This window comes from Bacillus sp. ISL-57, from assembly GCF_018613135.1.
Lineage (GTDB): Bacteria > Bacillota > Bacilli > Bacillales > DSM-1321 > Peribacillus > Peribacillus frigoritolerans.
This window is the reverse complement of the sequence record NZ_JAGGQV010000004.1, coordinates 101826-124132: the sequence shown is the minus strand read 5'-3', so window position 1 is coordinate 124132 and position 22307 is coordinate 101826. Positions and strand designations below refer to the sequence as shown.

At 42.7% G+C, this 22307-nt stretch carries 21 protein-coding genes and 1 pseudogene; all 22 read right to left on the bottom strand.

Features of this window, described 5'->3' with window-relative positions; genetic code table 11:
- Positions 1-849, bottom strand: a complete 849-nt coding sequence (locus J7I90_RS09000) for a VOC family protein (RefSeq protein WP_214770745.1) — start codon at positions 847-849, stop codon at positions 1-3.
- 4 nt (positions 850-853) lie between these two features.
- Positions 854-1258, bottom strand: a complete 405-nt coding sequence (locus J7I90_RS08995; RefSeq protein WP_214770743.1) for a DoxX family protein — start codon at positions 1256-1258, stop codon at positions 854-856.
- Positions 1259-1395: 137 nt separating this feature from the next.
- On the bottom strand, positions 1396-2214 hold the full coding sequence (locus J7I90_RS08990; protein WP_214770740.1) for a nicotianamine synthase family protein: 819 nt from the start codon (positions 2212-2214) through the stop codon (positions 1396-1398).
- On the bottom strand, positions 2192-2314 hold the full coding sequence (locus tag J7I90_RS27740; RefSeq protein WP_285289422.1) for a hypothetical protein: 123 nt from the start codon (positions 2312-2314) through the stop codon (positions 2192-2194). The genes J7I90_RS08990 and J7I90_RS27740 overlap by 23 nt, the downstream gene beginning before the upstream one ends.
- Before the next feature lie 77 nt (positions 2315-2391).
- Positions 2392-3156 (bottom strand): ABC transporter ATP-binding protein, encoded by a 765-nt coding sequence (locus tag J7I90_RS08985; RefSeq protein ID WP_214770737.1) that lies wholly within the window; start codon positions 3154-3156, stop codon positions 2392-2394.
- Entirely contained in the window at positions 3153-3950 is a 798-nt protein-coding gene (locus J7I90_RS08980) for an ABC transporter ATP-binding protein (RefSeq protein ID WP_214770735.1), read from the bottom strand. Before J7I90_RS08980 ends, J7I90_RS08985 begins: the two co-directional genes overlap by 4 nt.
- Positions 3947-4786 (bottom strand): nickel transporter permease, encoded by an 840-nt coding sequence (gene nikC / locus J7I90_RS08975; RefSeq protein ID WP_214770733.1) that lies wholly within the window; start codon positions 4784-4786, stop codon positions 3947-3949. Before nikC ends, J7I90_RS08980 begins: the two co-directional genes overlap by 4 nt.
- Positions 4777-5730: a nickel ABC transporter permease gene (gene nikB, locus J7I90_RS08970; protein WP_214770731.1), complete on the bottom strand. Its 954-nt coding sequence runs from the start codon at positions 5728-5730 to the stop codon at positions 4777-4779. Before nikB ends, nikC begins: the two co-directional genes overlap by 10 nt.
- Position 5731: 1 nt before the next feature.
- On the bottom strand, positions 5732-7261 hold the full coding sequence (gene nikA / locus J7I90_RS08965; protein WP_214770729.1) for a nickel ABC transporter substrate-binding protein: 1530 nt from the start codon (positions 7259-7261) through the stop codon (positions 5732-5734).
- A gap of 790 nt (positions 7262-8051) precedes the next feature.
- Entirely contained in the window at positions 8052-8498 is a 447-nt protein-coding gene (locus J7I90_RS08960; protein WP_214770727.1) for an OsmC family protein, read from the bottom strand.
- A 29-nt stretch (positions 8499-8527) separates the two neighbouring features.
- Positions 8528-9265: an amino acid ABC transporter ATP-binding protein gene (locus J7I90_RS08955; protein ID WP_214770725.1), complete on the bottom strand. Its 738-nt coding sequence runs from the start codon at positions 9263-9265 to the stop codon at positions 8528-8530.
- Positions 9266-9280: 15 nt separating this feature from the next.
- Positions 9281-9925, bottom strand: a complete 645-nt coding sequence (locus J7I90_RS08950; RefSeq protein WP_214770723.1) for an amino acid ABC transporter permease — start codon at positions 9923-9925, stop codon at positions 9281-9283.
- Between the two features lie 33 nt (positions 9926-9958).
- Positions 9959-10789: a transporter substrate-binding domain-containing protein gene (locus J7I90_RS08945; protein ID WP_214770720.1), complete on the bottom strand. Its 831-nt coding sequence runs from the start codon at positions 10787-10789 to the stop codon at positions 9959-9961.
- Positions 10790-10806: 17 nt separating this feature from the next.
- Entirely contained in the window at positions 10807-11109 is a 303-nt protein-coding gene (locus J7I90_RS27305; RefSeq protein ID WP_251025188.1) for a hypothetical protein, read from the bottom strand.
- A 150-nt stretch (positions 11110-11259) separates the two neighbouring features.
- Positions 11260-11379: pseudogene (locus tag J7I90_RS27735) on the bottom strand (TetR/AcrR family transcriptional regulator); the annotation flags it as partial.
- 266 nt (positions 11380-11645) lie between these two features.
- Positions 11646-12791: a mannitol-1-phosphate 5-dehydrogenase gene (locus J7I90_RS08935; RefSeq protein WP_214770717.1), complete on the bottom strand. Its 1146-nt coding sequence runs from the start codon at positions 12789-12791 to the stop codon at positions 11646-11648.
- Positions 12792-12796: 5 nt separating this feature from the next.
- On the bottom strand, positions 12797-14887 hold the full coding sequence (locus J7I90_RS08930; protein WP_214770713.1) for a BglG family transcription antiterminator: 2091 nt from the start codon (positions 14885-14887) through the stop codon (positions 12797-12799).
- Between the two features lie 86 nt (positions 14888-14973).
- Entirely contained in the window at positions 14974-16917 is a 1944-nt protein-coding gene (locus tag J7I90_RS08925; protein ID WP_214770711.1) for a PTS mannitol transporter subunit IICBA, read from the bottom strand.
- Between the two features lie 202 nt (positions 16918-17119).
- On the bottom strand, positions 17120-18412 hold the full coding sequence (locus tag J7I90_RS08920; protein WP_214770708.1) for a CitMHS family transporter: 1293 nt from the start codon (positions 18410-18412) through the stop codon (positions 17120-17122).
- Between the two features lie 204 nt (positions 18413-18616).
- Positions 18617-19498 (bottom strand): helix-turn-helix transcriptional regulator, encoded by an 882-nt coding sequence (locus J7I90_RS08915; protein WP_214770704.1) that lies wholly within the window; start codon positions 19496-19498, stop codon positions 18617-18619.
- Positions 19499-19858: 360 nt separating this feature from the next.
- Complete coding sequence (locus J7I90_RS08910) at positions 19859-20548, bottom strand: response regulator (protein ID WP_214770702.1); 690 nt, start codon at positions 20546-20548, stop codon at positions 19859-19861.
- Positions 20542-22137: an ATP-binding protein gene (locus J7I90_RS08905; RefSeq protein ID WP_214770700.1), complete on the bottom strand. Its 1596-nt coding sequence runs from the start codon at positions 22135-22137 to the stop codon at positions 20542-20544. Before J7I90_RS08905 ends, J7I90_RS08910 begins: the two co-directional genes overlap by 7 nt.
- Positions 22138-22307: the final 170 nt, after the last annotated feature.

Genomic DNA, 22307 nt, shown 5'->3' with positions numbered 1-22307 from the left:
TTAAACGACTAAATGAATCTCATTGCCTGATGGATCTGTTACAGCGAAAAACCCTTCTTTTTCCGTGACGACAGCCCCGATTCCTTCCAGTTGCTCCGTTACTTTGATTCTCGCTTCCTCGTCTGCATAAACGAGTGTATACCAGTTTAGACCCACACTATTTTCCTTCGGGGCAGGGGCGCCAACGCCATTCCATGTGTTCAATCCGATATGATGATGATATCCGCCGGTTGAAGTGAAGAGCGCTCCTCCATATCGATTCACGACGCTAAACCCAAGACCTTGCATGTAAAACTCCTCCGTTTTACGTAAATCCGCTACATGCAGATGTATATGCCCCATCAAGGTACCTGCAGGCAGTTTGCTCCACTCACCATCGCTTTCTTCCAGCAGGTCATTCCCATCCAGCGGATCCGTGCCCATTTCGACCTCTCCACCGGCCCATCTCCAATTAGTGGATGGCCGGTCAGAGTATACTTCGATGCCATTTCCATCCGGATCGGTAATGTACAGCGCTTCACTCACTTCATGATCCGCCGCTCCAAATGGATATTTCGTTTGAAGTAAATGGCGTAAAAAAATCGATAAGTCGGCACGGGTTGGCAGCAACAGGGCAAAGTGATATAAGCCCGTCGTCCTTCCTTCTTTCGGAATCACATCCACGGGCTGCTCAAGTGTCAGCAACGGGGTTTTTCCGTCTGACGTCAAAACAGCTTTCCGGTCGGTTTTCTTCAATACTTGGAGACCGATGATTTCTTGATAAAACAGAATGGCCTTATTTAAATCCAATACATTTATACTGACCTCGCCAACAAAGGTAATTGGTTTTTGATGAAACTTTTTATCCATATTGTCACTTCCCTTTTTTATTGAAAATCACATGATCCAAAGAAAGAACCGTGCGGTTTGCACACGCTAGATAGACAGACATCGCAAGCAGTGCCAAGTCCAGTTCGTAACCCGCCGCTTGCCCGTTTCCAAGAAAACCGGCAGGTAATTTAGCCGTGAAAATCGCCCCCGCCATAATGACCGCAAATAGGACGGAAACGATTCGTGTTCCCAAACCCAGTATAACCGCAAGTCCTCCAATCAATTCGATTCCTGCAACGATGTATGCCATGAAGCCAGGAATGCCAAGGCTATCGAAAAATCCCGCCGTATTTCCTATGCCCCCTTGAAACTTTGAAACGCCGTGAATGAAAAAAGTAAGACCTAATATCACCCTTAAAAAAACGTGGGCTGCATCATTTTTATTCATGTATGAATTCTCCTTTTGTCGGTTACTTTATGTAAGTAATTATATTTTCATAAGCTTATAATGTCAAGTAAGTTTATTGGAATTTCTTTTTCCCTAAATAAAAACGAATTGCCGCAGCAACTCGTTCCATGGTGCCACTATTTAAATGTGTAATAAACGGTTGAATTGATGATGAAGGAATCCGCAACGGTTCTCCCGACTTCCTCACATGCCACCTTACTGAATTTTGTTGCATCAACGGGCTCATATAATAATTGATGAATGCCGTCCACCGACCGTATTGCGACGGTTGCATCAGGGTTTGTCCGATATATCCGTTCCAGTATTTCTTCTTTATTAGGAACCAGGCTGGCAATCCACACCAGGTCGAACCCCGTGTAGTCATGAAGGGCGCCATCATTCAAAATATATTCTGAATCCCCTTCTTTATCCAGTTCTTGGACGATTCGCCGGCCAAGTGAATGGGCTTGTTCATCTATATCGAGACATGTCATTTTCGCACCCAACTCCCGTTGAAGCAGCAAAGGACTTAATGGCAGAGGCCCCGTCCCTACAAAAGCAAATGATCGAATATCACTTTTCACCTTATTCAATTCATTGATTTCCGTTTGAATCAGTTCTTTGTAGTTATCCCAATAAATGAAAGAACGGAAGTCATCCAGGGAGTTCACTCTGCCAACAAATAATTTAGCATAATGATTCTCCATCAATGTTTCAGCAATCGTCAGCTTTTCAAGCATGGTATCCCGAATCGATCGGATTTCATCATGATTAAGAATTTCTTGTGCAACATGCAGGTCCAACGGTTTCGAAATAATCGAAACCAGTTCAGTTAAAACGCGATTGATGATTTCGTTATTTGGTGATAAATCATCTTCTTCTAGTAAAATTTTATAAGTATCCAAATATGTATGAATGATTATTTCCTGGTTTCTAGACCATTTGATCGTTTTCAAGGCACACACTCCTATTTGGTTCCACCGCGCCTATCAATGGCGTCGTTATCGTCGATATGGTCAGAGGAATGGCCAAGGCCAAATATGATCGATGGTTCACCTTACTTCCTCCTTAAGTATCAAGCTCCCATTTAATCGAAATCATTACGATTTAAAATTCAAATAAATACAACTTCATTATTCAAACATCGAGATCAGTTCTTTTGTGTATGAATGGCGATCGCTGCAAAAAAGCTGTTCTTTTTCGAAAGAATCCACAATAACACCCCCTTTCATCACCATGATCCGTTGGCTCATCTCCTGTACAGCCGATAAATCATGAGAAATGAAAAGGTAGGAAGTGTCCAAAGTCTCCTGCAGCCCGCCTAACAATTTCAGCACCGCCGCTTGGGACAGCACGTCCAGGCTTGAAGCCGGTTCATCCAATATAATGAGGGCCGGTTCGATGCTGATGGCACGTGCAATGGTCACTCGCTGCTTTTGTCCGCCGCTTAGCTCATGCGGGTAACGTTCAGCAAAACTCCTTGGAAGCTCCACCGCTTCCAGGAGCTGTCCGATAAAGTTTGCTTCACTTGTATACGTAAAATATTTCAAATTGATCTGGCTGCCAAATTGAAGATATGGATCCAGCAGTGAATCCTTTATCCTTAGTTTTGGATTCAAAGCCGATGCAGGATTTTGCAAAACGGCCTGGATGTTCTTGCGATACGCCTTTAAACTGCGTTCGCTTTTGTTTTGCAGCTCGGTTCCTTCAAATAGGATGCTGCCCTTGTCAATAGATTCAATCTGAAGGATGAGTCTTGCCAGTGTGCTTTTTCCGCAGCCGCTCTCCCCCACCAACCCGAGGCATTCCTTCCTTTCGATGCTGAAATTCACGTTCCTTAGTATTTCCACTCCGTTATCATAGCTTTTATGGACATTTCGCACGTCTAATAAACTCATCCTGACACTCCTTCAAGCTTAAATGGTATTCTCCTCAATGATGGCGATGATTGAATCAGTTCATTCGTATAAGCATGCTGCGGATGGTTCAATACCTGATTTTTGTCACCGGTCTCAATGATGGTCCCGTCTTTCATGACCGCAATGCGATCCGCGTACTTCCTGACATGACGTAAATCATGGGTAATGAACAAGATTGCACATCCGGTTTCTTTTTGGAGCTTTGATAACAACTGTAAGACCTTAAAGGAAGATACACTGTCCAAGGCTGTGGTCGGTTCATCCGCTATCAAGATATCCGGTTCAAGCAGCAAGGCTATTGATATGGATACGCGTTGAAGCTGCCCGCCGCTTAATTGAAAAGGATATCTGCCGTAGATATCTTCATTCAGGCCCACCGATATGAGCGCATCGACCGCTTGCTGCCTCCTTGCCTTTTTGGAAAGGTTCAAATGTGTTCGCTGATATTCGTCAAAATGCTGACCGATGGTAAGGAATGGGGTGAATGAACCCTGGTAATCTTGAAAAATATAAGCCAGGCGCTTTCCGCGAAACTTCCTGATTTCTGAAGAGGATAGGGTTAATAAATTCTTTTCCCCGTACCATATTTCCCCCTTCGCTTGAAGATTGGGTGCAAGCAGCTGACATATTGCCATGGCCGTCATGCTTTTGCCGCTGCCGCTTTGTCCGACAAGTGCGAACCACTCACCCTCCTGCACATCTAATGAAAGATCCTTGACGATATGATTTTGCTTCCCCATGATATGCAGCTGCCTCACGGATAAAATGCTCATGATCCCACCTCCTTTTTGACATCGAATGCATCGCGTAGATAATCACCGAGCATGTTGGATAGAAGGACGACAAATACGATGGCGAGCCCTGGGTAAATCATCAGCAACATATTGGATTGAAAGTATGGACGGGCATCATTCAGCATGGCTCCCCACTCCGGTGCCGGCGGCTGCGCACCGAGCCCGATATATGATAAGGAAGATATGAGCAAAATGATTTTTCCTAAATCGAGGCTAGAAAGGACAAGCACATTCCCGATAAGGTGCGGAAATAGATGCTTCCGCATGATCCCAAATGAACTTAATCCATTGATTTTAGCAACTGTGACATATTCCTTCTGACGTTCGGTGATCACCGTACTTCGCACAAGCCGGGCATAATTCACCCATTTCACCAGAACGATCGCCAACAGGAGATTTTCGATTCCCGGTCCTAATAAACCACTAAGAACAATGGCAACGATCGTATCTGGGAAGGCGAGAAACGCGTCGGCAATGCGCATGAAGAACCGATCGATCAGACCTCCTTTAAAACCGGCAATCATCCCGAACGGGACGCCGATGATAACTGCGGCAAACAAAGATAAGAGGCCGTAGCCAACCGTCAGCTGTGCACCAAGCAGAAGGCGTGTCAATACATCACGCCCTAGATGATCCGTCCCTAACGGGTGTTCCATGCTCGCCGGCCATAGCCTTTCTTCCAGATTGACCAGTGCAGGATCATGTTTCAGAATAAGAAAGGTGTAAGCCGCAACCGCAAGGACTGTCGCCATCACCGTAAAAAGGACGGTCCTTCTCCAGCGCCTTTTGGATTTTTCTTTGATAACTAACTCCATTTTCCATGCTTCCTTTCCTTCAGTCTTAGCTCCGGATTTAAATAGCGATAAGATAAATCCACGGCACTATTAACCATGAATACAATGATGGCCATCACCAGCAGGTACCCTTGGATGACTGGATAATCCCGCGACCGAATCGAGTCCACGACCATCTTACCTATGCCTGGATAGGCAAAAATCACTTCGATCACGACTACACCGCCGATCAGGCTGCCAAGGCTGACCCCGAAAACGGTAATGATCGGGGGCAAGCTATAACGAAATGCATGGGCAAAGAATATCCGCATTTCTGAAATCCCCCTAGATCGGGCAGCCCTGATGAAATCATGACTGAGGGAATCTATCAAACTCGAACGCAGCAAACGGACGTACACACTTGTGATGGCCAGCCCCAGCGTGACCGACGGCAGAATCAAAGAACGAAACCCGTCCCTGCCCATCGTTGGAAGGGCTCCCCATCTTACCGCAAATAAATCTATCAAAAGAAGCCCCAGCCAAAAGCTAGGAATGGCTGCCCCCAATAAAGAAACGGCCCGGCTGAATTGATCGATCCAGCTCCCCCTGTACAAGGCAGCAAGCGAACCTAACGGAATGGCTATACCAAGCATGACAAGCAACGCGCCAACCGCCAGCTCAAGTGTTGCAGGCAGCCCGCTCATGATCATTTCCATCACAGGCTGATTCGTCAGATAGGAATGCCCGAAATCCAATAGGATAAAGTCCGCAAACCAATTGCCATACTGCACGAACAGCGGATCATTGAACCCTAATTCTTCACGAAGTTCATTCACTTGCTCGTTTGTGACCGAAACATCATCCACTTGAAGTATCGAGAGAACCGGGTCGCCAGGAGCAAGCCGAACAAAAAGGAAAGAAATGAATGTAATCACAAGAACAAAAATCGCGACCTCAATGAACCGGCGGAATAAGATGCGAAACATTTCACTTCACATCCAATTCATTCGTCAGCATGTAGTATTCGCTTCTCGAAGTGATCCAGTTTTTAACTTTATCGGCATCATAAGCAACAAGTGTATTCGGATGTAAAATGAATGAATTATACACCTGTTCATCCACATACATCGCAATCTCCTCAGCTAAATCCGAGCGCTCCTCCTGCCCGACCGTCACGTTCAGTTCATCAATCAGGGACGTCAGGCGATCATCATCAGCCCCACTGAAGTTCAAGGCACCCTTTGAATGATAAGTAGCATTTAAATAATAACCGGCATCCCCTCTCGGAGCCGTTAAATTACTGTAGGTCGTTAAATCCCAATCGCGGTTGGAAGCCATATACTCTTCAGGGATTTCTATTTGCTTGATTTTCACATCAATCCCCAACTGACCGGCATCCGATTGGAAAACTTGGGCAATTAACGGCAGGTCGGCACGTGAACTGTATGTAAGCAGTGTAAACGTTAACGGTTTACCGTCTTTTTGCATGACACCATCCACTTTCTTATATCCTGCCTGATCAAGAAACGCCTTAGCGGCTTCCATTCCATTCGCTTTTTCCGGATAATCCGGAGCAAAAGAGAAAGTGGATGGGAATGGCCCCGTCGCCACTTCTGCATGACCATGTAAAATCGTTTTCGCAATGGATGGACGATCGATCAAGGCATCAACCGCCTTTCGGACGTGTATGTCCTGCAATGCTTTACGTTCCAAATTCATCGTCATTTGATGTACGCGGAAAGTCGATGTCGATTCAACCTTCACACCATCTATCGCCTCTAAATTTTCCAGGCTTTCCACTTCCGGACGGAAAACAATATCGGCGTCTCCCGATTCCAGGGCAAGAGACCGTGCATTGGCATCTTCATTAAACGAAAACCTGGCTCTCTCAAGCTTTGCGGCTCCATCCCAGTAAGACTCATACCTCATTAAATCAACAGCCGTACCTGGTATGAATTTCGAAACGGCAAATGGCCCGGTTCCTATCGGCTTGTTTATATAGTCACTTTCCTTCACATCAATAATCGATGTATTTGGATGAACCAATTCAGAAGGAAACTCAGGAAAAGGAACCTCCGTCTTAATGGTCAGCGCATTCCCGTCCGCTTCAATCGACTCAATGCGCAAAGCATTCTTGATCGCCGGACTATCTTTCATCGCCCTCTCCAAGGAAGCCTTCACCGCTTTGCCATCCATCGGCTTTCCATTCTGAAACGTCACCCCCTCCCTTAACTTAAAGTTCCACAATTGACCATCCTTGCTATCCCAGCTCTTCGCCAGCCAAGGCTCGATGGTCAAATCCTCATCATTGAGATGCACCAATGTCTCAGTGATGCCAGCCCTTAGCGACACATAACTAGTATCAACATTCGGATCAAGCGAGCTAGTCGCAAAATTAAAAAGCAAGTTCACTTCCTCCTTCCCACCCGCTTGATCCTTCGCAGACTCAGTGGAACAGGCAGCTAAAAGAAAGACTGATAAACATACAATAAAAATCAATTTACATTTTCTGAACACGATATATTTCCTCCATTACCTCAACTATTTTTATTGGCTGTTTCAAAATCGTATTGATTACGATTTAGATTGCAGTTTACCATCATGACAAACGACGTAAACATCGCCGAATGCTTATCCGAAATCAAACTATGTAATCCTCCATTCACGAGTATTTACTCTAATTTCACGAGTATTTGCTCCAAATTCAAGAGTATTTACTCCAAACTCAAGAGTATTTGCTCCAAATTCACGAGTATTTGCTCTAAACTCACGAGTATTTGCTCCAAACTCACGAGTATTTACTCCAAACTCACTTATTTACTCCAAATTCAAGAGTATTTGCTCCAAATTCACGAGTATTTGCTCCAAACTCACGAGTATTTGCTCCAAACTCACGAGTTTGCTCCAAACTCACGAGTATTTACTCCAAATTCACGAGTATTTGCTCCAAATTCAAGAGTATTTGCTCCAAATTCAAGAGTATTTGCTCTAATTTCGTGAATAACAGCCTATATCTCTTGAATTAGTACCAAATTATTAAAAAATGCACCAAATTCTCTATTTATTGCACGAACCCTCCTTTCTCAATCCATTCTTTCAGTGCTTTCCGTCTAATAAATCAAAATGATTACGATTTATACTTCAAAACACTCTCTCTTGTCTTGACTGTCTTCCATTATAAAACGTAATGATTACTGTTTACAAGGTTTTTTTAATTTGCTGAAATTTATTCGTTCCCATTTTTTCCTTAAAAACTACAAAAGCACAGTAGAGATTTCTCTACAGCGCTTTTGAAAGGTTAAAAATATTATTCTTCTTCGTTCTGACCAGTTACCACTTTCGTTTGCTCTTCTCCATTTAAAATAAGCCGGAATGAGATATTGGCTTTCAAGGAATCTGATACTGCACAGTATTTCTCTTTTCCTAGATCTATTGCTCTCCAGATTCGTTTACTGTCCACTTGTCCATCAATTATGAAAGTCACAACAATGGATGTGAATCCTTTTGGCAATTCTTCTTTTCTCGTACCATCTGTTTCAATTTCAAGCTTACCCACAGATGACAAATAAGGTTTCAGTATCATCGTGACATCTATTCCAATGCATCCAGCTAGGGAAGCTAAAAGCATTTCTGTTGGTGTACACCCTTTACCTTCGCCTCCATATGCAGGTGTTGCGTCCATATTGACTTCATAACCTGAATCTCCAACAGCTGTGAAAGCACGCTGGCCATTCCATTTTGTTACCACTTTCATGATAATTCCTCCCGCATTCCTTATATTATCTACATTTTCTTCAAAAATTTCTTGGCTCGATCAGTTTGTGGTTGTGAAAAGAATTCCTCTGGTGGACTTTCTTCAACGATGACACCATCTGACATGAAGACGATTCGATCAGCGACATCCTGAGCAAATGTCATCTCATGAGTAACAATGGCCATGGTCATTCCATCATGAGCGAGTTCTTTAATTACAGCCAACACCTCATCTACCAACTCTGGATCTAATGCCGACGTTGGTTCATCGAACAATAAGATATCCGGCTCCATTGCAAGTGCTCTGGCAATCGCGACCCTTTGTTGCTGACCTCCAGATAATCGCGAAGGATACACATCTTTTTTATCAATCAAACCTACTCTTTTTAACAGCGTTTCCCCTTTTATCACTGCATCATTTTTCGACCACTTTTTCACAATTAACAGTGCTTCGATAACATTTTCCAATACCGTTTTATGCGGGTATAAATTAAATTGTTGAAAAACCATTCCCGTATGTAGACGGACCTTTTTAATTTGTTTATTGCGCACTTTATGACTTTTTTTCGCATCAACGATAATGTTGCTCACTTCAATAGTTCCACTCGTCAATTCTTCCAGTCCATTTATACATCGAAGCAATGTACTTTTACCTGAACCACTCGGCCCAAGAATCACAACAACTTCGCCGCTGTTCACTTGTAAATTAATATCTTTCAACACTTCTAAGGTTGAAAAACTCTTCGATAGGTTACTGATGTTTATCATTCTACCTCTCCATACTTAGTCATATATTGATAACCTTTTTTCAATTCTTTCCAATACAAAGGAAAATCCTGTACTCATGATCCAATACATTAGCGCAATCGCTAAATAAAATGGCATGTACACATAGTATTGGGCAATTAATAATTGAGCAGATCGCAATAATTCGGTAACCGTTATAACGGAGACAAGCGATGTTTCTTTCAACATCCCAATGAATGTATTGCCAGCTGGCGGGATGGCTACCCTAATCGCTTGCGGAAAAACAATTCTTCGCATCGTTTGATATGGTGTCATTCCAGATGCATATGCCGCTTCATATTGCCCTTTAGGGATGGATTGAATCGCCCCGCGCAATGTTTCAGAAAGGTAGGCCCCGATGCTGATACTTAACGCAATATAAGCCGCTGTTAGTGGTTGAAGATTAAAGCCGTAATCAGCCAGTCCATAATACACAATAATAATTTGGACCAAAGTGGGCGTACCTCTTATGATGGAAACATATGCACGAGCCATCCATCTAATAAATTTATTACCTTTTAATCTTGCTACCGCCACAATCACAGCAATAATCGATCCAAAAAACATTGAAATAATGGTGATAAGGAGCGTATAGTATGCTCCCTTCAATAAAAATGGCAGGTTAATCCAAATAACATCCATAACTTTGCTTGTATCCTTTCTACTACTATAGGTTTATTCTTGTGGCTCTTCCCCAAACCATTTCACAAAAATCTCTTTATATGTGCCGTCTTCTTTCATATCAGCTAGATGTTTGTTCAATTCTTTCAATAATGATTCATTGCCTTTACGAATCGCGATTCCTGCTTTATCAGATTTAACCGGATTACCAACAGCCTTGATCTTAAATCCATTACTCTCTACAACTGGTTTCAACGCATACATATTATTGATGGTTGCATCGATTCTTCCAGAGTCCAAATCCTTTAATGATGTAATCACGTCATCATATGTTTTAATCGTAAAGTCTCCCACTTCCGGAAGCAGCTCTGTACGAAGATATGTTTCATCATTAGTTCCTAGCCCCACTCCAATGTTTTTGCCTTTGAAATCTTTTACAGACTTAACCGTATTATTATCTTCTTGAACGATTACCTTCACATTGTTTGTGATATATGGTTCTGTAAAATCCATTTGTTTTTTGCGTTCATCAGTAATGGTCATTTGACTGATAACTGCATCAAATTTTTTAGTTTGTAATCCTGCTACCATACCTGAAAATTCTTGGGAAACAAATTCAACATCCACTCCAAGTCGCTTGGCCAATTCCTTCGCGATATCAGCATCAAATCCATCCATCTCTTTTTTTTCATTCAAGAAATTGTATGGCTGATATGTACCCATAAGCCCTACTTTAAGGGTTCCGCGATCTTTGATTTGTTGTAATAAATCTGCACTGCTTTCTTTATTTTCGCTTGTCTTATCGTCTTTCGTACCACATGCGCTTAATATCAAAGTAAATGCTACTAATAAAACTAATGTAATGTATGAATATTTTTTCTTCATAATAATCTGCCTCCTTTTTATGTTCCTAATAATCCAAAAAATTCGAATCTAACCATTTCTTTAGCCAGCTCAGCCGTTGTTCTGCTTCGGATATGCGAACCATCTGAGACCGGCCCGAATAACCACCTAGATAGGATTCCTTCAAATAAACTCATTAATATTGCAGCTTGTAAACCAGAATCCCTTTCCGGCAGAATGTTTAGCTCCATTGCTCTTTTAATATTATTCTCAAAAGCTTCTTCCACCTTCAATCGAGTATCAATGATCGCCTGTTTAAGTGACTCTTCACCATCAATTCCCTTGAATATCATCTCCATCATATATCGATGAGATTCCGAAAAATCAAACAACTCCACAAATAACTTTTCAGAGGAATTCAAAACATCCTGAACTGTTCCAGGAGATTTTCGATGTCCGTGTGCTACTACTTCCAGAAGTCCGATCCGCCCTTGTTGAATAATTTCTAAAGCAATAGCTTCTTTACTTTTAAAATGCCAATAAAAAGTACCCTGTGCAATGCCCGCCTCTCGAACGATGTCAGAAATCTTCGTTTTATGATAACCAAGAGACGCAAAAAGTTGTTGTGATATCTCTAATATTTGCTCTCTTCTATCCGGCTTTTCTTGAGTAGAAATTCTTTCTCACCTCCCGATTGATTAGTCAGTCAGTATTATCATATAAAATTCCTGCAATGTAGTCAATTATCTTTAGTGGTTTAGTTGGTATTGCATTATTTCCTTCTGAGCATTGTAAACCGCATTCGATCACGATAGTAAGCACAATAAGCCCTTTTAACAATTTCCCTATGTTTAAAAGCTCCTGAAAATTCATTTCAGGAGCTTTTAACTTAAATTATTTATTTTTTCAACGCATTGTAATGATTGACAACCTCTTTTGTTATTTCACTGCTTTCGTCCAATCCACTAACTTCCTTAAGAACGGCAGCTACACCCTTTTCTTTGATCATTGCTTGGAGCTTAAGTGCTTCTTCATCTTCGTTAAAATCAAAGAGTAAAGCGGCCGCTATCGCTTTCGCCAGATTAGTATAGGAAAGGCCGGCTTTCTTTGCTTCTACGGCAGGGCGCACGAGACGGTCGTTTGGCCCGAGTTTGCGCAGCGGTGAACGTCCGACTCTATTCACCGAGTCATTCAGGTAGGAGTTTTTAAAACGATTAATGATTTTTTCGATATACTGCTGATGCTCACCTGCATCCAAACCGTATTGCTTTATTAAATAGGCGCCCGTTTCCCCTAGGGTTTTCTTGACTTGCTCCACAATGCCTGCGTCTTCCAATGACTGGTCTATGGTTGATTTTTTATTTTTGAGATAACCGAGGTAAGCAATGACGGCATGTCCTGTATTAACGGTAAACAGTTTTCTCTCAATGAATGGGGCGAGTTCTTTTACAATGGTCATCCCTTCAACGGCAGGGATGCTTTCCTTCGTTTCAACAACCCATTCATAATAAGGTTCCACCAGAACATCGAGTGATCCTTCGTTATTTTGGATAGGAACGATGCGATCGACTGCTGAGTTGAAGAAGTAGACTTTATCGGCTAGTTTTTCCTTTGTAGCTTGATCCAGATTTTCCAGAACGTAGCCTTCTAAAAGGTCTGTTGCCGATATTTGGTTTTCGCAAGCGATCACATATAGTTTTTCATCGGTTTCCTTCACTCTTGCTGCTAATCCTTTTGCAATTAAAGGAGCGATATGAGGCAAAATATTGGGACCGATGGCAGTGGTGAGGTAGGTTGCTTCGGAAATTGCTTTTATGATTTCCTCTTCCTGCTTTAAACTATTTAAACCCGAAACATTTTTCACAGTGACTGATTCTTGTTGATCAGTGGCCAGTTTGACTTGATATTGCTTTTTATCGTTTAACTGATCGATGATTTGATCAGCTATATCTACAAATGTCACATGATATCCGGATTGTGAAAAAAGTGCTCCGATAAATCCTCTTCCAATGTTTCCTGCACCGAAATGTACTGCTTGTTTCATTACAATCATCCCTTTATCAAGTTAGTATATAAATAATCCAAAAATATGGCTTCCAGCCTTCTTCTAATCATTTCTTCGTCCGAAGATGAAAAAATCATGATGGATTCATTGCTTTCAATTAAGCTTGAACTTATTAAGCTGACGATTTCCTGCTGCTTCACACTTAATTCTTCAGGTGCCAGCATCAGCAGTAAATTTTTCATATGGACGTCATTGCCATCCATACCTTTGACCAGACGATATTCTTCGAGATGGGCCACCTGGAATATCAGTTCTTTAACATTCTTATGCCTCGTATGGAAAAGGCCCATTCCCGTGCCCGGAATGCCTAAACCGCCCTTTTTTTCCCGTTCCTTCAAGGATCTGACCACATCATCCGCACCCATCAGCAGTTCTTCCGTTTCAGCCATCCTCACCAGTTCTTCGATGATCTCTGGATGTCCTTTCCGATGCGGCAGCCGATAAAACCGGAAATTATCCATGATCGACTCGATGCTCTGCTGGGCATCTTTCAATTCCTGCAGCACTTCTTTCAGTTCGCCATCCTCTTTTTTGGTCACGGGATCCTTATTGGCCGACTGAATGCCATAACGCTTATTCTTTGTGAAGTTTTCGATATTCTTCCTTAAATAATTCCTGATGTTCAAAATATTCTCTTCACTCAAAAGAGGGGATACAAGGATATAATCGCTATCGATATACGGAAGCCGGACGGTAGAAATGATCACATCATAGTTTTTCAGACTGCCCTGCTGCTGGATGTCTTTGATTGTCTTGATTTCTACAGTCTCGATTTCGATGATTTCCTTTTTGATCCGGCTTGCAAGCATCTTCGACGTACCGATACCTGTCGGGCAGACGATAAGTGCCCTTATTGATATTTCTTCCTCCCGCAGCACTAATGCAGATCCGAAATGAAGGACGATGAAGGCTATTTCATCTTCAGGGAATTCTTTTATTTCTTTGAACCCCTTTTCCAGACTGGCCTTCACTGCCAAAAAGAGAACCGGGTACTTTCGCTTAATATCTTCGGTTAAGGGGTTGTACAATCCCATTTCCTGTTTGATTCGGAAAAGCGATGGTTCCATATGGGCAAGGAGCCCCTGATACAATGGGAAATCCTTGGTCAAATCGATTTGCAATTGTGCCGAAACATCTTTTATCAGGCTTCTTATCAGCTGGCCAAGCAATACACTGTCATAGGGAACGGCATCCGCCGCATGAAGCTTGGAGCCTTTAAGGATGGCTGCAAGATAGCTTATATCATCGATGGTAAAGGAAACTTCCAGCATGGTGCTGAGTTCCTTGCCTATTTTATTCATGAGATTATTCTCATCGGAAAGTTCGCTTATTTTATTGAAGTCCTTCTCCAAAAAATAATGGCTTTCATTCCTTTGCAGGGTTACATAAATATGTACAATTAACCCTATATACCCGCTATCCGCCAATCGGGAATGGGCGCTGTCAAAAGTGGAAAACAGCACCCCGTCGATAGCCAGAAGATATTCGGGATCGAAATAGTCAAGGATTTTCGCTTCTGGGAATTTTCCTTCTTGCAGCAAAAATAAACTTTCAATCAGCTCTTCATTAAAAAAGTGCAAGAAATAGGCTGCCTGGGCTTTTCGTTTATTTTCTTCGGTGCCGGCTAGCTCTATTCCGACTCCCCTTTTTCTGGTAATCACGATATTGAAATTCTTTAACCATTCGGTCAGTTCGTCCAAATAGGTTGTAAGAGTCGTAATGCTTATACCGAGATCCCCCGCAAGAACTTGAGTTTTATATGATTCTTCCTGCAGTAAAGCTAAAAGAAGATGCAATTTTCTTTCTTGTGGCGTTTGATCGATCGGATGATTGCCCATCAGGTGCTGTACAAGCCGAAAGACTTGTTCATTCTTCCCGTCAATGGACAGTCCCTCATGTGTATTGCGTGTTAAATGCAACTCGAATGATTGCAGGATTTTTTCTATGGACTTCAGATCGCGTTGAACCGTCCTGACACTAACATTCAATTGTGTCGCAATGGATAAGGCTGTATGTTTTCCTGAAGTTTTTATGATCAATTCTATGATTGATTTTTCCCTTGAAGTAATATACATGCTACCAACTCATTTCAGGTGGAGTAACACGAGAAAATACTGAATAGAAAAGCGTAAAACGCTTTTCTATTCTTGGTTAAGAGTATTTAATTATTTTCTACAGTTATGATATCCATCAATTCCCTGGCTGATGTGGCTTTAACCATCTTTTCAATATTCTCCATGTCAGAGCATGTAACTGCAATGCCAGATAGAATTTCAAGATGTGTCCCGTCCTTGCCGGCAATGCCGAATATCAATCGTGCCTTTTGGCCGTCAAAGTCGACACCATCAGGAATTTGTAAAACGGTAAATCCAGATTTAAGGACATCTTTCTTAGCTTCCTCGGTTCCGTGCGGAATGGCTACATCATTCCCCATATAGGTTGAAGTCAATTCATCCCGGGCAATCATCGCTTCAATATAGCTTTCCTTAACGTAACCTGCATTGACCAAAGCTCTTCCTGCAAAGCGGATCGCTTCATCCTTATTGGCGAATTGTTGATTAAGGAAAACATTTTCTTCACGAAGCAATTCATTACCTTCCTGCTCATCCCCGTCGATGCCAGGCTCTATTGAATGTTCACGAACACCGGGAACCTTCTCTTCAGCATCTTCGACGATTTCATGCAGCTCATCGGTACCGTGATCCTGAAGCCGTGCAAGCAATGAATCGTATTCAGGGCTCGATAGGAAATTATCGACGGATACATGATAAGCATTCGGCACTTTATTCTGTGCCCTAGGAGTTAACTCTTCCTGTGTAATGACGATTTGCGCATCAGCAGGTATGTTTGAGATCGCCGTATTTGTAACATTGATATTCAATCCGGCTTCCTTCACCTTCTTGCGAAGCAGCGAAGCCCCCATCGCACTTGATCCCATCCCTGCATCGCAGGCAAATATTATTTTGCTGACGTTTGTTGGCATCGTTCCGGGATCTGAAGCGAATACATCGGCAACAGAGCTTTTCTTGCCTTTCATTTCTTGCATTTTTTTCGCTGCATCTTCAATATTCTCTTCGGATTGCTTTCCTGTTTTCAGGATGAATGCACCGACGATGAATGAAACAAGGGCTGCTACGATGACGCCTGCAAAGTTAGCAATATATGCACCTGCATTATGCGGAGTTACCGCTGTAATGGCAAGAATGCTGCCTGGGGATGCTGGAGCGAACAATCCTCCGCCTAACAGGACCAAGGTGAAAACTCCACTCATGCCTCCAAGAATGACGGCTAAGAATAACATCGGCTTCATCAGGATATAAGGGAAATAAATTTCATGGATCCCGCCGAAGAAATGAATGATGGCAGCTCCTGGCGCCGATTTCTTCGCCGTTCCCTTTCCAAAAAAGCAATAAGCAAGCAGTACGCCGATACCTGGTCCTGGATTCGATTCCAGAAGGAACAGGATGGAAGCCCCTGTTTGTTTAACTTGCTCTACACCAATTGGCGATAGTACACCATGATTGATGGCGTTGTTCAAGAACAAGACCTTGGCAGGCTCGATCAGGATACTTGTCAACGGCAGTAAACCTGTACCGACAAGCCAATCGACTCCTGCTACAAGCCAGCCTGTAAATACGTCAACAGCAGGCCCGATGGCCAGGAAGGATAGAATGGACAATAGGCCGCCAATAATCCCCGCCGAGAAATTATTAACAAGCATTTCAAAACCGGCTTTTATTTTCCCTTCAATCAATTGATCGAATTTCTTGATGACATAACCGCCGAACGGTCCCATTATCATGGCTCCAAGGAACATCGGGATGTCAGATCCGACGATGACGCCCATTGTCGCAATGGCACCTACTACGCCGCCGCGGTGGTCATGGATTAGCTTACCGCCCGTATATCCAATTAAAAGCGGCAATAAAAACGTAACCATCGGTGTAACCATTTTGGCAAGGCTTTCATTTGGCAGGAAACCCGATGGGATGAATAGGGCAGTGATTAGCCCCCATGCTATGAAAGCTGATATATTCGGCATGACCATTGAACTTAGAAAGTTACCGAACTTTTGAACGGCAACTTTTATATTAAAGTGAGTCATTTTTGCTCTCTTCCCTTCTTATTAATATAGTTTCTTTTAATCTTAAGGTACGTACAACCCTCATTCAATAAAAGAAAAAGCTAACTTTGTCGCGAAAGAGAAGACAAACATAATGTATCTCACTTTTCCAGATTTATTCAGCGCTTGATGCAGACAGAAAAGAGTCCCGTTCGCATCGTGACGAACGGGACTCTTTAGAGCTTTATAGCGGGATGATTCCCAATAGAACGCAAACCACTATCATGACAAGCGTCGATCCGCATGCCCATTTCAGGAAAGTGTGCTGTAAGGCACCGAAATCTTCCCCTACCATTCCGACCAATAGATAGGTAGATGGAACAAGCGGGCTTAATAGATGGACAGGAAGCCCCAATAGTGAAGCTCTGCCGATCAGGGCAGGGTCAATTCCATAAGCAGCTCCCGCTTTAGCAAGTAATGGGAGCACACCATAATAAAATGCGTCATTAGACATGAAGAACGTAAAAGGTGCTGAGATGATGGCTGTGATGACAGCAAAATGTGCGCCCATTTGATCTGGAATATGCTGAATCAAAGAGTTTGCCATGGCATCGACCATCTCCGTGCCGGCAAGGATCCCAGTGAAAACACCTGCTGCAAAAATCATCGAAATGACGGATAAAGCATTGTCCGCATAGTTTGCTACACGTTCTTTCTGATCACTGAGTTTCGGATAGTTAACCGTAATGGCAATCGCGAAACCTACCATGAACAGAACCGCTGAAGGCATAAGTTCCATGATCAGCGCAACCAGCAGTGTAAGAGTCAATGCGTAATTGAATATGATCAATTTAGGTCGTTTAATATAAGCATCTTCCGTTGCAGCCGCGTGCTGTGCCACAGCATGATAATCGACTTCAATGATCCCGATTCTCTTTCTTTCTTTTTTACCCAGGCAATATGCCATGAAAAGGACGAATAGGACTCCGCCAATCATAGCTGGAATGACAGGTGTGAACACATCGGACATTTCAAGTTTTAAAGCGGTCATCACCCGTGCTGTAGGGCCTCCCCAAGGAAGAAGGTTCATGACTCCAGATGACGAAACGGCAATGCCTGCCAATACTAGCGGTCTCATTCCAATCCGTTTATATAGCGGAAGCATGGCTGAAATCGTTATCATATATGTAGTCGTTCCATCTCCATCCAAGGAAATCAGCAAGGCCAGGACTGCCGTGCCGATGGCAATTTTCACCGGATCTCCTTTTACAACCTTAAGAATCGTATTGATGATCGGATCAAAAACCCCAGCATCAATCAAAATGCCAAAGAAAAGGATCGCAAATAAAATCATGATTCCCGTTGGCGCCACGTCTTTGATACCTTCCAGCGCCATCTCACCCATCTTGCCGCCAAACCCGCCAATAAGTGCAAAGGCACTTGGTACTGCAATCAAAGCTATCATGGCTGTAAGTCGCCCTGTCATAATTAAAATCATAAACACTAAAATCATCAAGTATCCTAATAAAGCGAGCATATCTATCACTCCTATCTTCTAATAAGATAAAGTGTATATGAAACCGCTTCATTTGTAAGCGTTCTCAATTTATTGTGTTTTAAAACTATTTTGTCAATTGTGTTCATTGTGTTCACGGAAGCGATTTTACGAGGATGAACCGAACGCCACTCCCCGGGTTGAATGGCGCGTTCTTTAAGGAATTCAGCGATTAATTAAGCGCATTCATTCTTCAAATGATAAATTTGCCGGTCCGTCCAAAAGGTCACAGCCGTAATCTATATTGGTCGTTGGTGTATCGATACTGACTTCCTCGAATTCCAGTTCATCGATCCATACCTGGCCGCGCCCTGAAAGCAGGACCCCGAATGAAATGATGGCACTGTTTTCGGGTACATCGAGGACAATATAATAATGGTTCCATTCCGTATCGTTAACAATGGGCCGATTCCCCATATTGTCGAATTGCAAAACATCCTGAAGCGCATTATCCACCCTCATCCATAAACCACAAAATCCATCAACATCTTTTGATTTTAAAAAACCCGACAGTTTCATTCTTTTACCAAGGTAATTTTCCGCCTTGAATTGCTGCATCATCGTAGCAAATTCCTCCTTGGATTCTGCAGTGACGGATTTCAGGAATCCTGATGCCTGGCCTTTATGGAATGTCTCCCGGTCAATTCCCATTTGATAATTGAATGGATGACTCCCGCTTAAATTCCAGCCTTTTAATAATTGTTCGTTTTTCATCGTCATTTCCTCCTTTTGCAAGGTTAGTTTACTTACGAGTTTCCGATATTGCCCTGGCGGCAGGTCATAATATTTCTTGAATGAACGAGTAAAGGATTCCTGTGTTTCAAACCGGTAATATAAAGCAATATCGATTATTTTTTCATCGGTATAAAGCAGCATGTTTGCTGCATTGGCAATTCTTCGATATCGAATATATTCTGATACGGTCACGCCAACCTCCTTGTGAAAAATCCGATGATAATGGAACTTCGAAAAACCTGCGAACCGTGCGATGTTCTCCAAGGATAATTCGTCTTGTAAGCTATTCTCTATATGTTCAATCGTTTTTTGGATGATGGGGCTATATCTCATTTCCGAACCTCCTTAAAAAAAGGATAACAGATTAACCTATCGTTTTTTTGACATATATTGCTTTTTTCATAATCTTTCAAACCATGCATCTTAAAAAAAGGCTCTTTTCGTAAAGATTGTTGTTTTTAAAACGAAACGATTTAAAGTTGATTGGAGCGGAAGTGCGAGACTCCTGCGGGAGCAGCGGGACAGGTGAGACCCCACAGGCTTTTACGCCGAGGAGGCTCATCGCCCGCACCAAGGAAAGCGAGCATCTGGAGGGGAATCAACCACAACTCACTACCTGGTTAATAGCAACAAAGTATGTGAAAAAAGCCTAAAAAAGACACCTTCAATCTTGAAGGTGTCTCTCACATAATTCTATTGAATTTTATAATATCTTCGCTCAGGTCTCCCCACTACCCCATATACGACTTCCGCTTTACATTTCTTAACGGATATCAAGTATTCCAGGTAGCGTCTCGCCGTTGTCCTGGAAGCACCGATCTGTCCGCTCACTTGCTCAGCCGACAAACCGATATCGCTTGCTTCGAGTACCTCGATTACCTTCGCCAACGTGATTTCGTCGACCCCTTTCGGCAGGGCCTGCCCATCGTTCGATTCCGAAACGGATGAACCCTTTTTCAAAATGAGATCCACAAAATCCTGGTCTATCTCTTGTTTGGATTTCATCAGATGGACTTTCTTCAGATACTCTTCGATAACTTGGTTGAAGCGTTTCATCTCCACTGGTTTAATTAAATAATTCTCCACACCATAGTGAAGCGCCTTTTCCAGTTGTTCTTTATCCGTTGCCGCGGTAATCATGATGATATCCACATTCGGGAATTTTTTCCTTATGTCCGGAAGGAGGTCTGTACCAAGCTGATCTGGCATATAAACATCAAGCAAAAGCAGATCCGGGCTTTTTTGTTCCAAAATCCGAAGCGTCTTTTTGGCATTGACAGCTTTTCCGACCACTTCTATTTCATCAAAGTTTTTCAGGAATTTTTCATGGATATCCGCTACACGAAAATCATCCTCTGCAATGACTGCTCTTATCTTCAGCATTCTTTCCCTCCTCGCTGTTCTTTAGGAAGATAAACGGTGAATATGGTGTTCCCATCCCCGCTTTGAACTTCGATGATGCCGCCCAGCTCTTTTACGACATGATCAGCATTCGAAAGTCCATAACCACTCGGACTTCCGCTGTTTTTCGAAGTGAAACCCCGATCGAAAATATGGGCGATGGCATCCTCAGGTATTCCTTTTCCGTTATCACTCACTTCAAATACCATATCATTTCCGATATCTGTGGCGAAAAATTTCACCAGCGGCTCCTCCATGCTTGAAACCGCTTCAAGTGCATTATCGATAATGTTGCCTAGAATCAATGTTAGTTGTGACAGTTTTATATGATCCGGCAGTTTCTCCAGGTAGCTTTGTGCATCTATTTCAAAGATGATCTTCTTCTCCGATGCTTTCCCGATCTTGCCAAGTAACAGGGCTTGTACCTTTGTATCCTTTATCTGTTCGAACACGACACGGTTCAGGGAATGCAATTCTGATGTTTCGCTTTGAATCATATCGATTGCTTCATCGTATTCCCCTAATTGTATCAAACCTGAAAGGACGTATAGTTTATTGGTAAATTCATGGGTTTGTGCCCTTAAATCCTCTGAATGCATCTTCACTTCCGATAATGTGTTGACCATTTCCTCAATTTCCGTTCGATCACGGAATGAAGCGACAACACCGCTTACCCCTTCACTATCGAAAATTGGCGTACAATTGACGATAACGGATTTGTCTTCCCATGAAATCTCCTTATCCATTTGCGGTTCACCGGACTTCAGCACCTCGAATAAATATTTTGAAGGAAAAAGGCCATCGACGTTCAAATGGCGAACGGACTCTTTAATATCCAGCAATTTTTTTGCCGGCTGATTCATCGAGGTAATCAGCCCATTTTGATCAATGGCCAGAATCCCTTCTTTCACCGATTGAAGCACTGCATTTTTTTCTTTATATAAATTGGCGATTTCAAATGGTTCCAGCCCCAGTGTATCTTTACGTATGCTTCTTGCCAGCATATAACTGCCAATGATCGAGATCATGATGGCCACTAAAGATACAATCATCTCCTTGGACAAATCCTTGAAAATTTGGGCGCGCACATCGTCCACCAAAAAACCGACGGAGACGATCCCAATTATTTTTCCATCCTCATTGAATACCGGTGACTTCCCCCGAATGGAAAGGCCGAGTGATCCTGCCGCTTCGGAGACATAATACTCGCCTTCCCGAATGGCCCTGCTATTATCCCCGCCTTCCATCCGCTTCCCAATTTCGGAAGCCAGCGGATGGGAATAGCGAATTCCCTCTGCATTCCCTACAACGATGAACTCAGCACCTGTTTCCCTGCGGATCTTTTCGGCAATCGGCTGGATGATGCCAGCGGGATCATCCGTCTCAAAGGCCTCTGTAACAGTTGGCATGAAGCTAATCGTCTTTGAAAGCTCCAACGCCAATTGAGCTTTATCCTTCGCTATTTGCCTTCCTTCCATATAGGAAAAAGTAGTCGTCAATAACAGGATCAAAAAAAGGCTCAACGATAGAACTAACCCTAGAATCTTGGTCTCCAGCGATACTTTCCTCATATTCAACAGCATCCCTCTATTTTCATTTTCATTCACTAATTTTTATAGGAGCATAATGATTTTACCATTTCTATTAAATATTGAACATTGTTGACCGACTATTTCTCAGTATCCTATTTAAGTAAGATGGACACCCCGATGATGGTGCGAAGTTCAAGGTGCAGTTGTTT

Excerpts from the sequence above, each read along its gene's own strand:
- J7I90_RS08905 (WP_214770700.1), bottom strand. The coding sequence starts at position 22,137 with ATGAGGAAAGTATCGCTGGAGACCAAGATTCTAGGGTTAGTTCTATCG.
- J7I90_RS08930 (WP_214770713.1), bottom strand. The coding sequence starts at position 14,887 with ATGTATATTACTTCAAGGGAAAAATCAATCATAGAATTGATCATAAAA.
- J7I90_RS08945 (WP_214770720.1), bottom strand. The coding sequence starts at position 10,789 with ATGAAGAAAAAATATTCATACATTACATTAGTTTTATTAGTAGCATTT.
- J7I90_RS08925 (WP_214770711.1), bottom strand. The coding sequence starts at position 16,917 with ATGACTCACTTTAATATAAAAGTTGCCGTTCAAAAGTTCGGTAACTTT.
- nikC (WP_214770733.1), bottom strand. The coding sequence starts at position 4,786 with ATGGAGTTAGTTATCAAAGAAAAATCCAAAAGGCGCTGGAGAAGGACC.
- J7I90_RS08935 (WP_214770717.1), bottom strand. The coding sequence starts at position 12,791 with ATGAAACAAGCAGTACATTTCGGTGCAGGAAACATTGGAAGAGGATTT.
- J7I90_RS27305 (WP_251025188.1), bottom strand. The coding sequence starts at position 11,109 with ATGATGGAGATGATATTCAAGGGAATTGATGGTGAAGAGTCACTTAAA.
- nikB (WP_214770731.1), bottom strand. The coding sequence starts at position 5,730 with ATGTTTCGCATCTTATTCCGCCGGTTCATTGAGGTCGCGATTTTTGTT.
- J7I90_RS08960 (WP_214770727.1), bottom strand. The coding sequence starts at position 8,498 with ATGAAAGTGGTAACAAAATGGAATGGCCAGCGTGCTTTCACAGCTGTT.
- J7I90_RS09000 (WP_214770745.1), bottom strand. The coding sequence starts at position 849 with ATGGATAAAAAGTTTCATCAAAAACCAATTACCTTTGTTGGCGAGGTC.
- J7I90_RS08955 (WP_214770725.1), bottom strand. The coding sequence starts at position 9,265 with ATGATAAACATCAGTAACCTATCGAAGAGTTTTTCAACCTTAGAAGTG.
- J7I90_RS08920 (WP_214770708.1), bottom strand. The coding sequence starts at position 18,412 with ATGCTCGCTTTATTAGGATACTTGATGATTTTAGTGTTTATGATTTTA.
- J7I90_RS08980 (WP_214770735.1), bottom strand. The coding sequence starts at position 3,950 with ATGAGCATTTTATCCGTGAGGCAGCTGCATATCATGGGGAAGCAAAAT.
- J7I90_RS08915 (WP_214770704.1), bottom strand. The coding sequence starts at position 19,498 with ATGAGATATAGCCCCATCATCCAAAAAACGATTGAACATATAGAGAAT.
- J7I90_RS08985 (WP_214770737.1), bottom strand. The coding sequence starts at position 3,156 with ATGAGTTTATTAGACGTGCGAAATGTCCATAAAAGCTATGATAACGGA.
- J7I90_RS08910 (WP_214770702.1), bottom strand. The coding sequence starts at position 20,548 with ATGCTGAAGATAAGAGCAGTCATTGCAGAGGATGATTTTCGTGTAGCG.
- J7I90_RS08995 (WP_214770743.1), bottom strand. The coding sequence starts at position 1,258 with ATGAATAAAAATGATGCAGCCCACGTTTTTTTAAGGGTGATATTAGGT.
- J7I90_RS08950 (WP_214770723.1), bottom strand. The coding sequence starts at position 9,925 with ATGGATGTTATTTGGATTAACCTGCCATTTTTATTGAAGGGAGCATAC.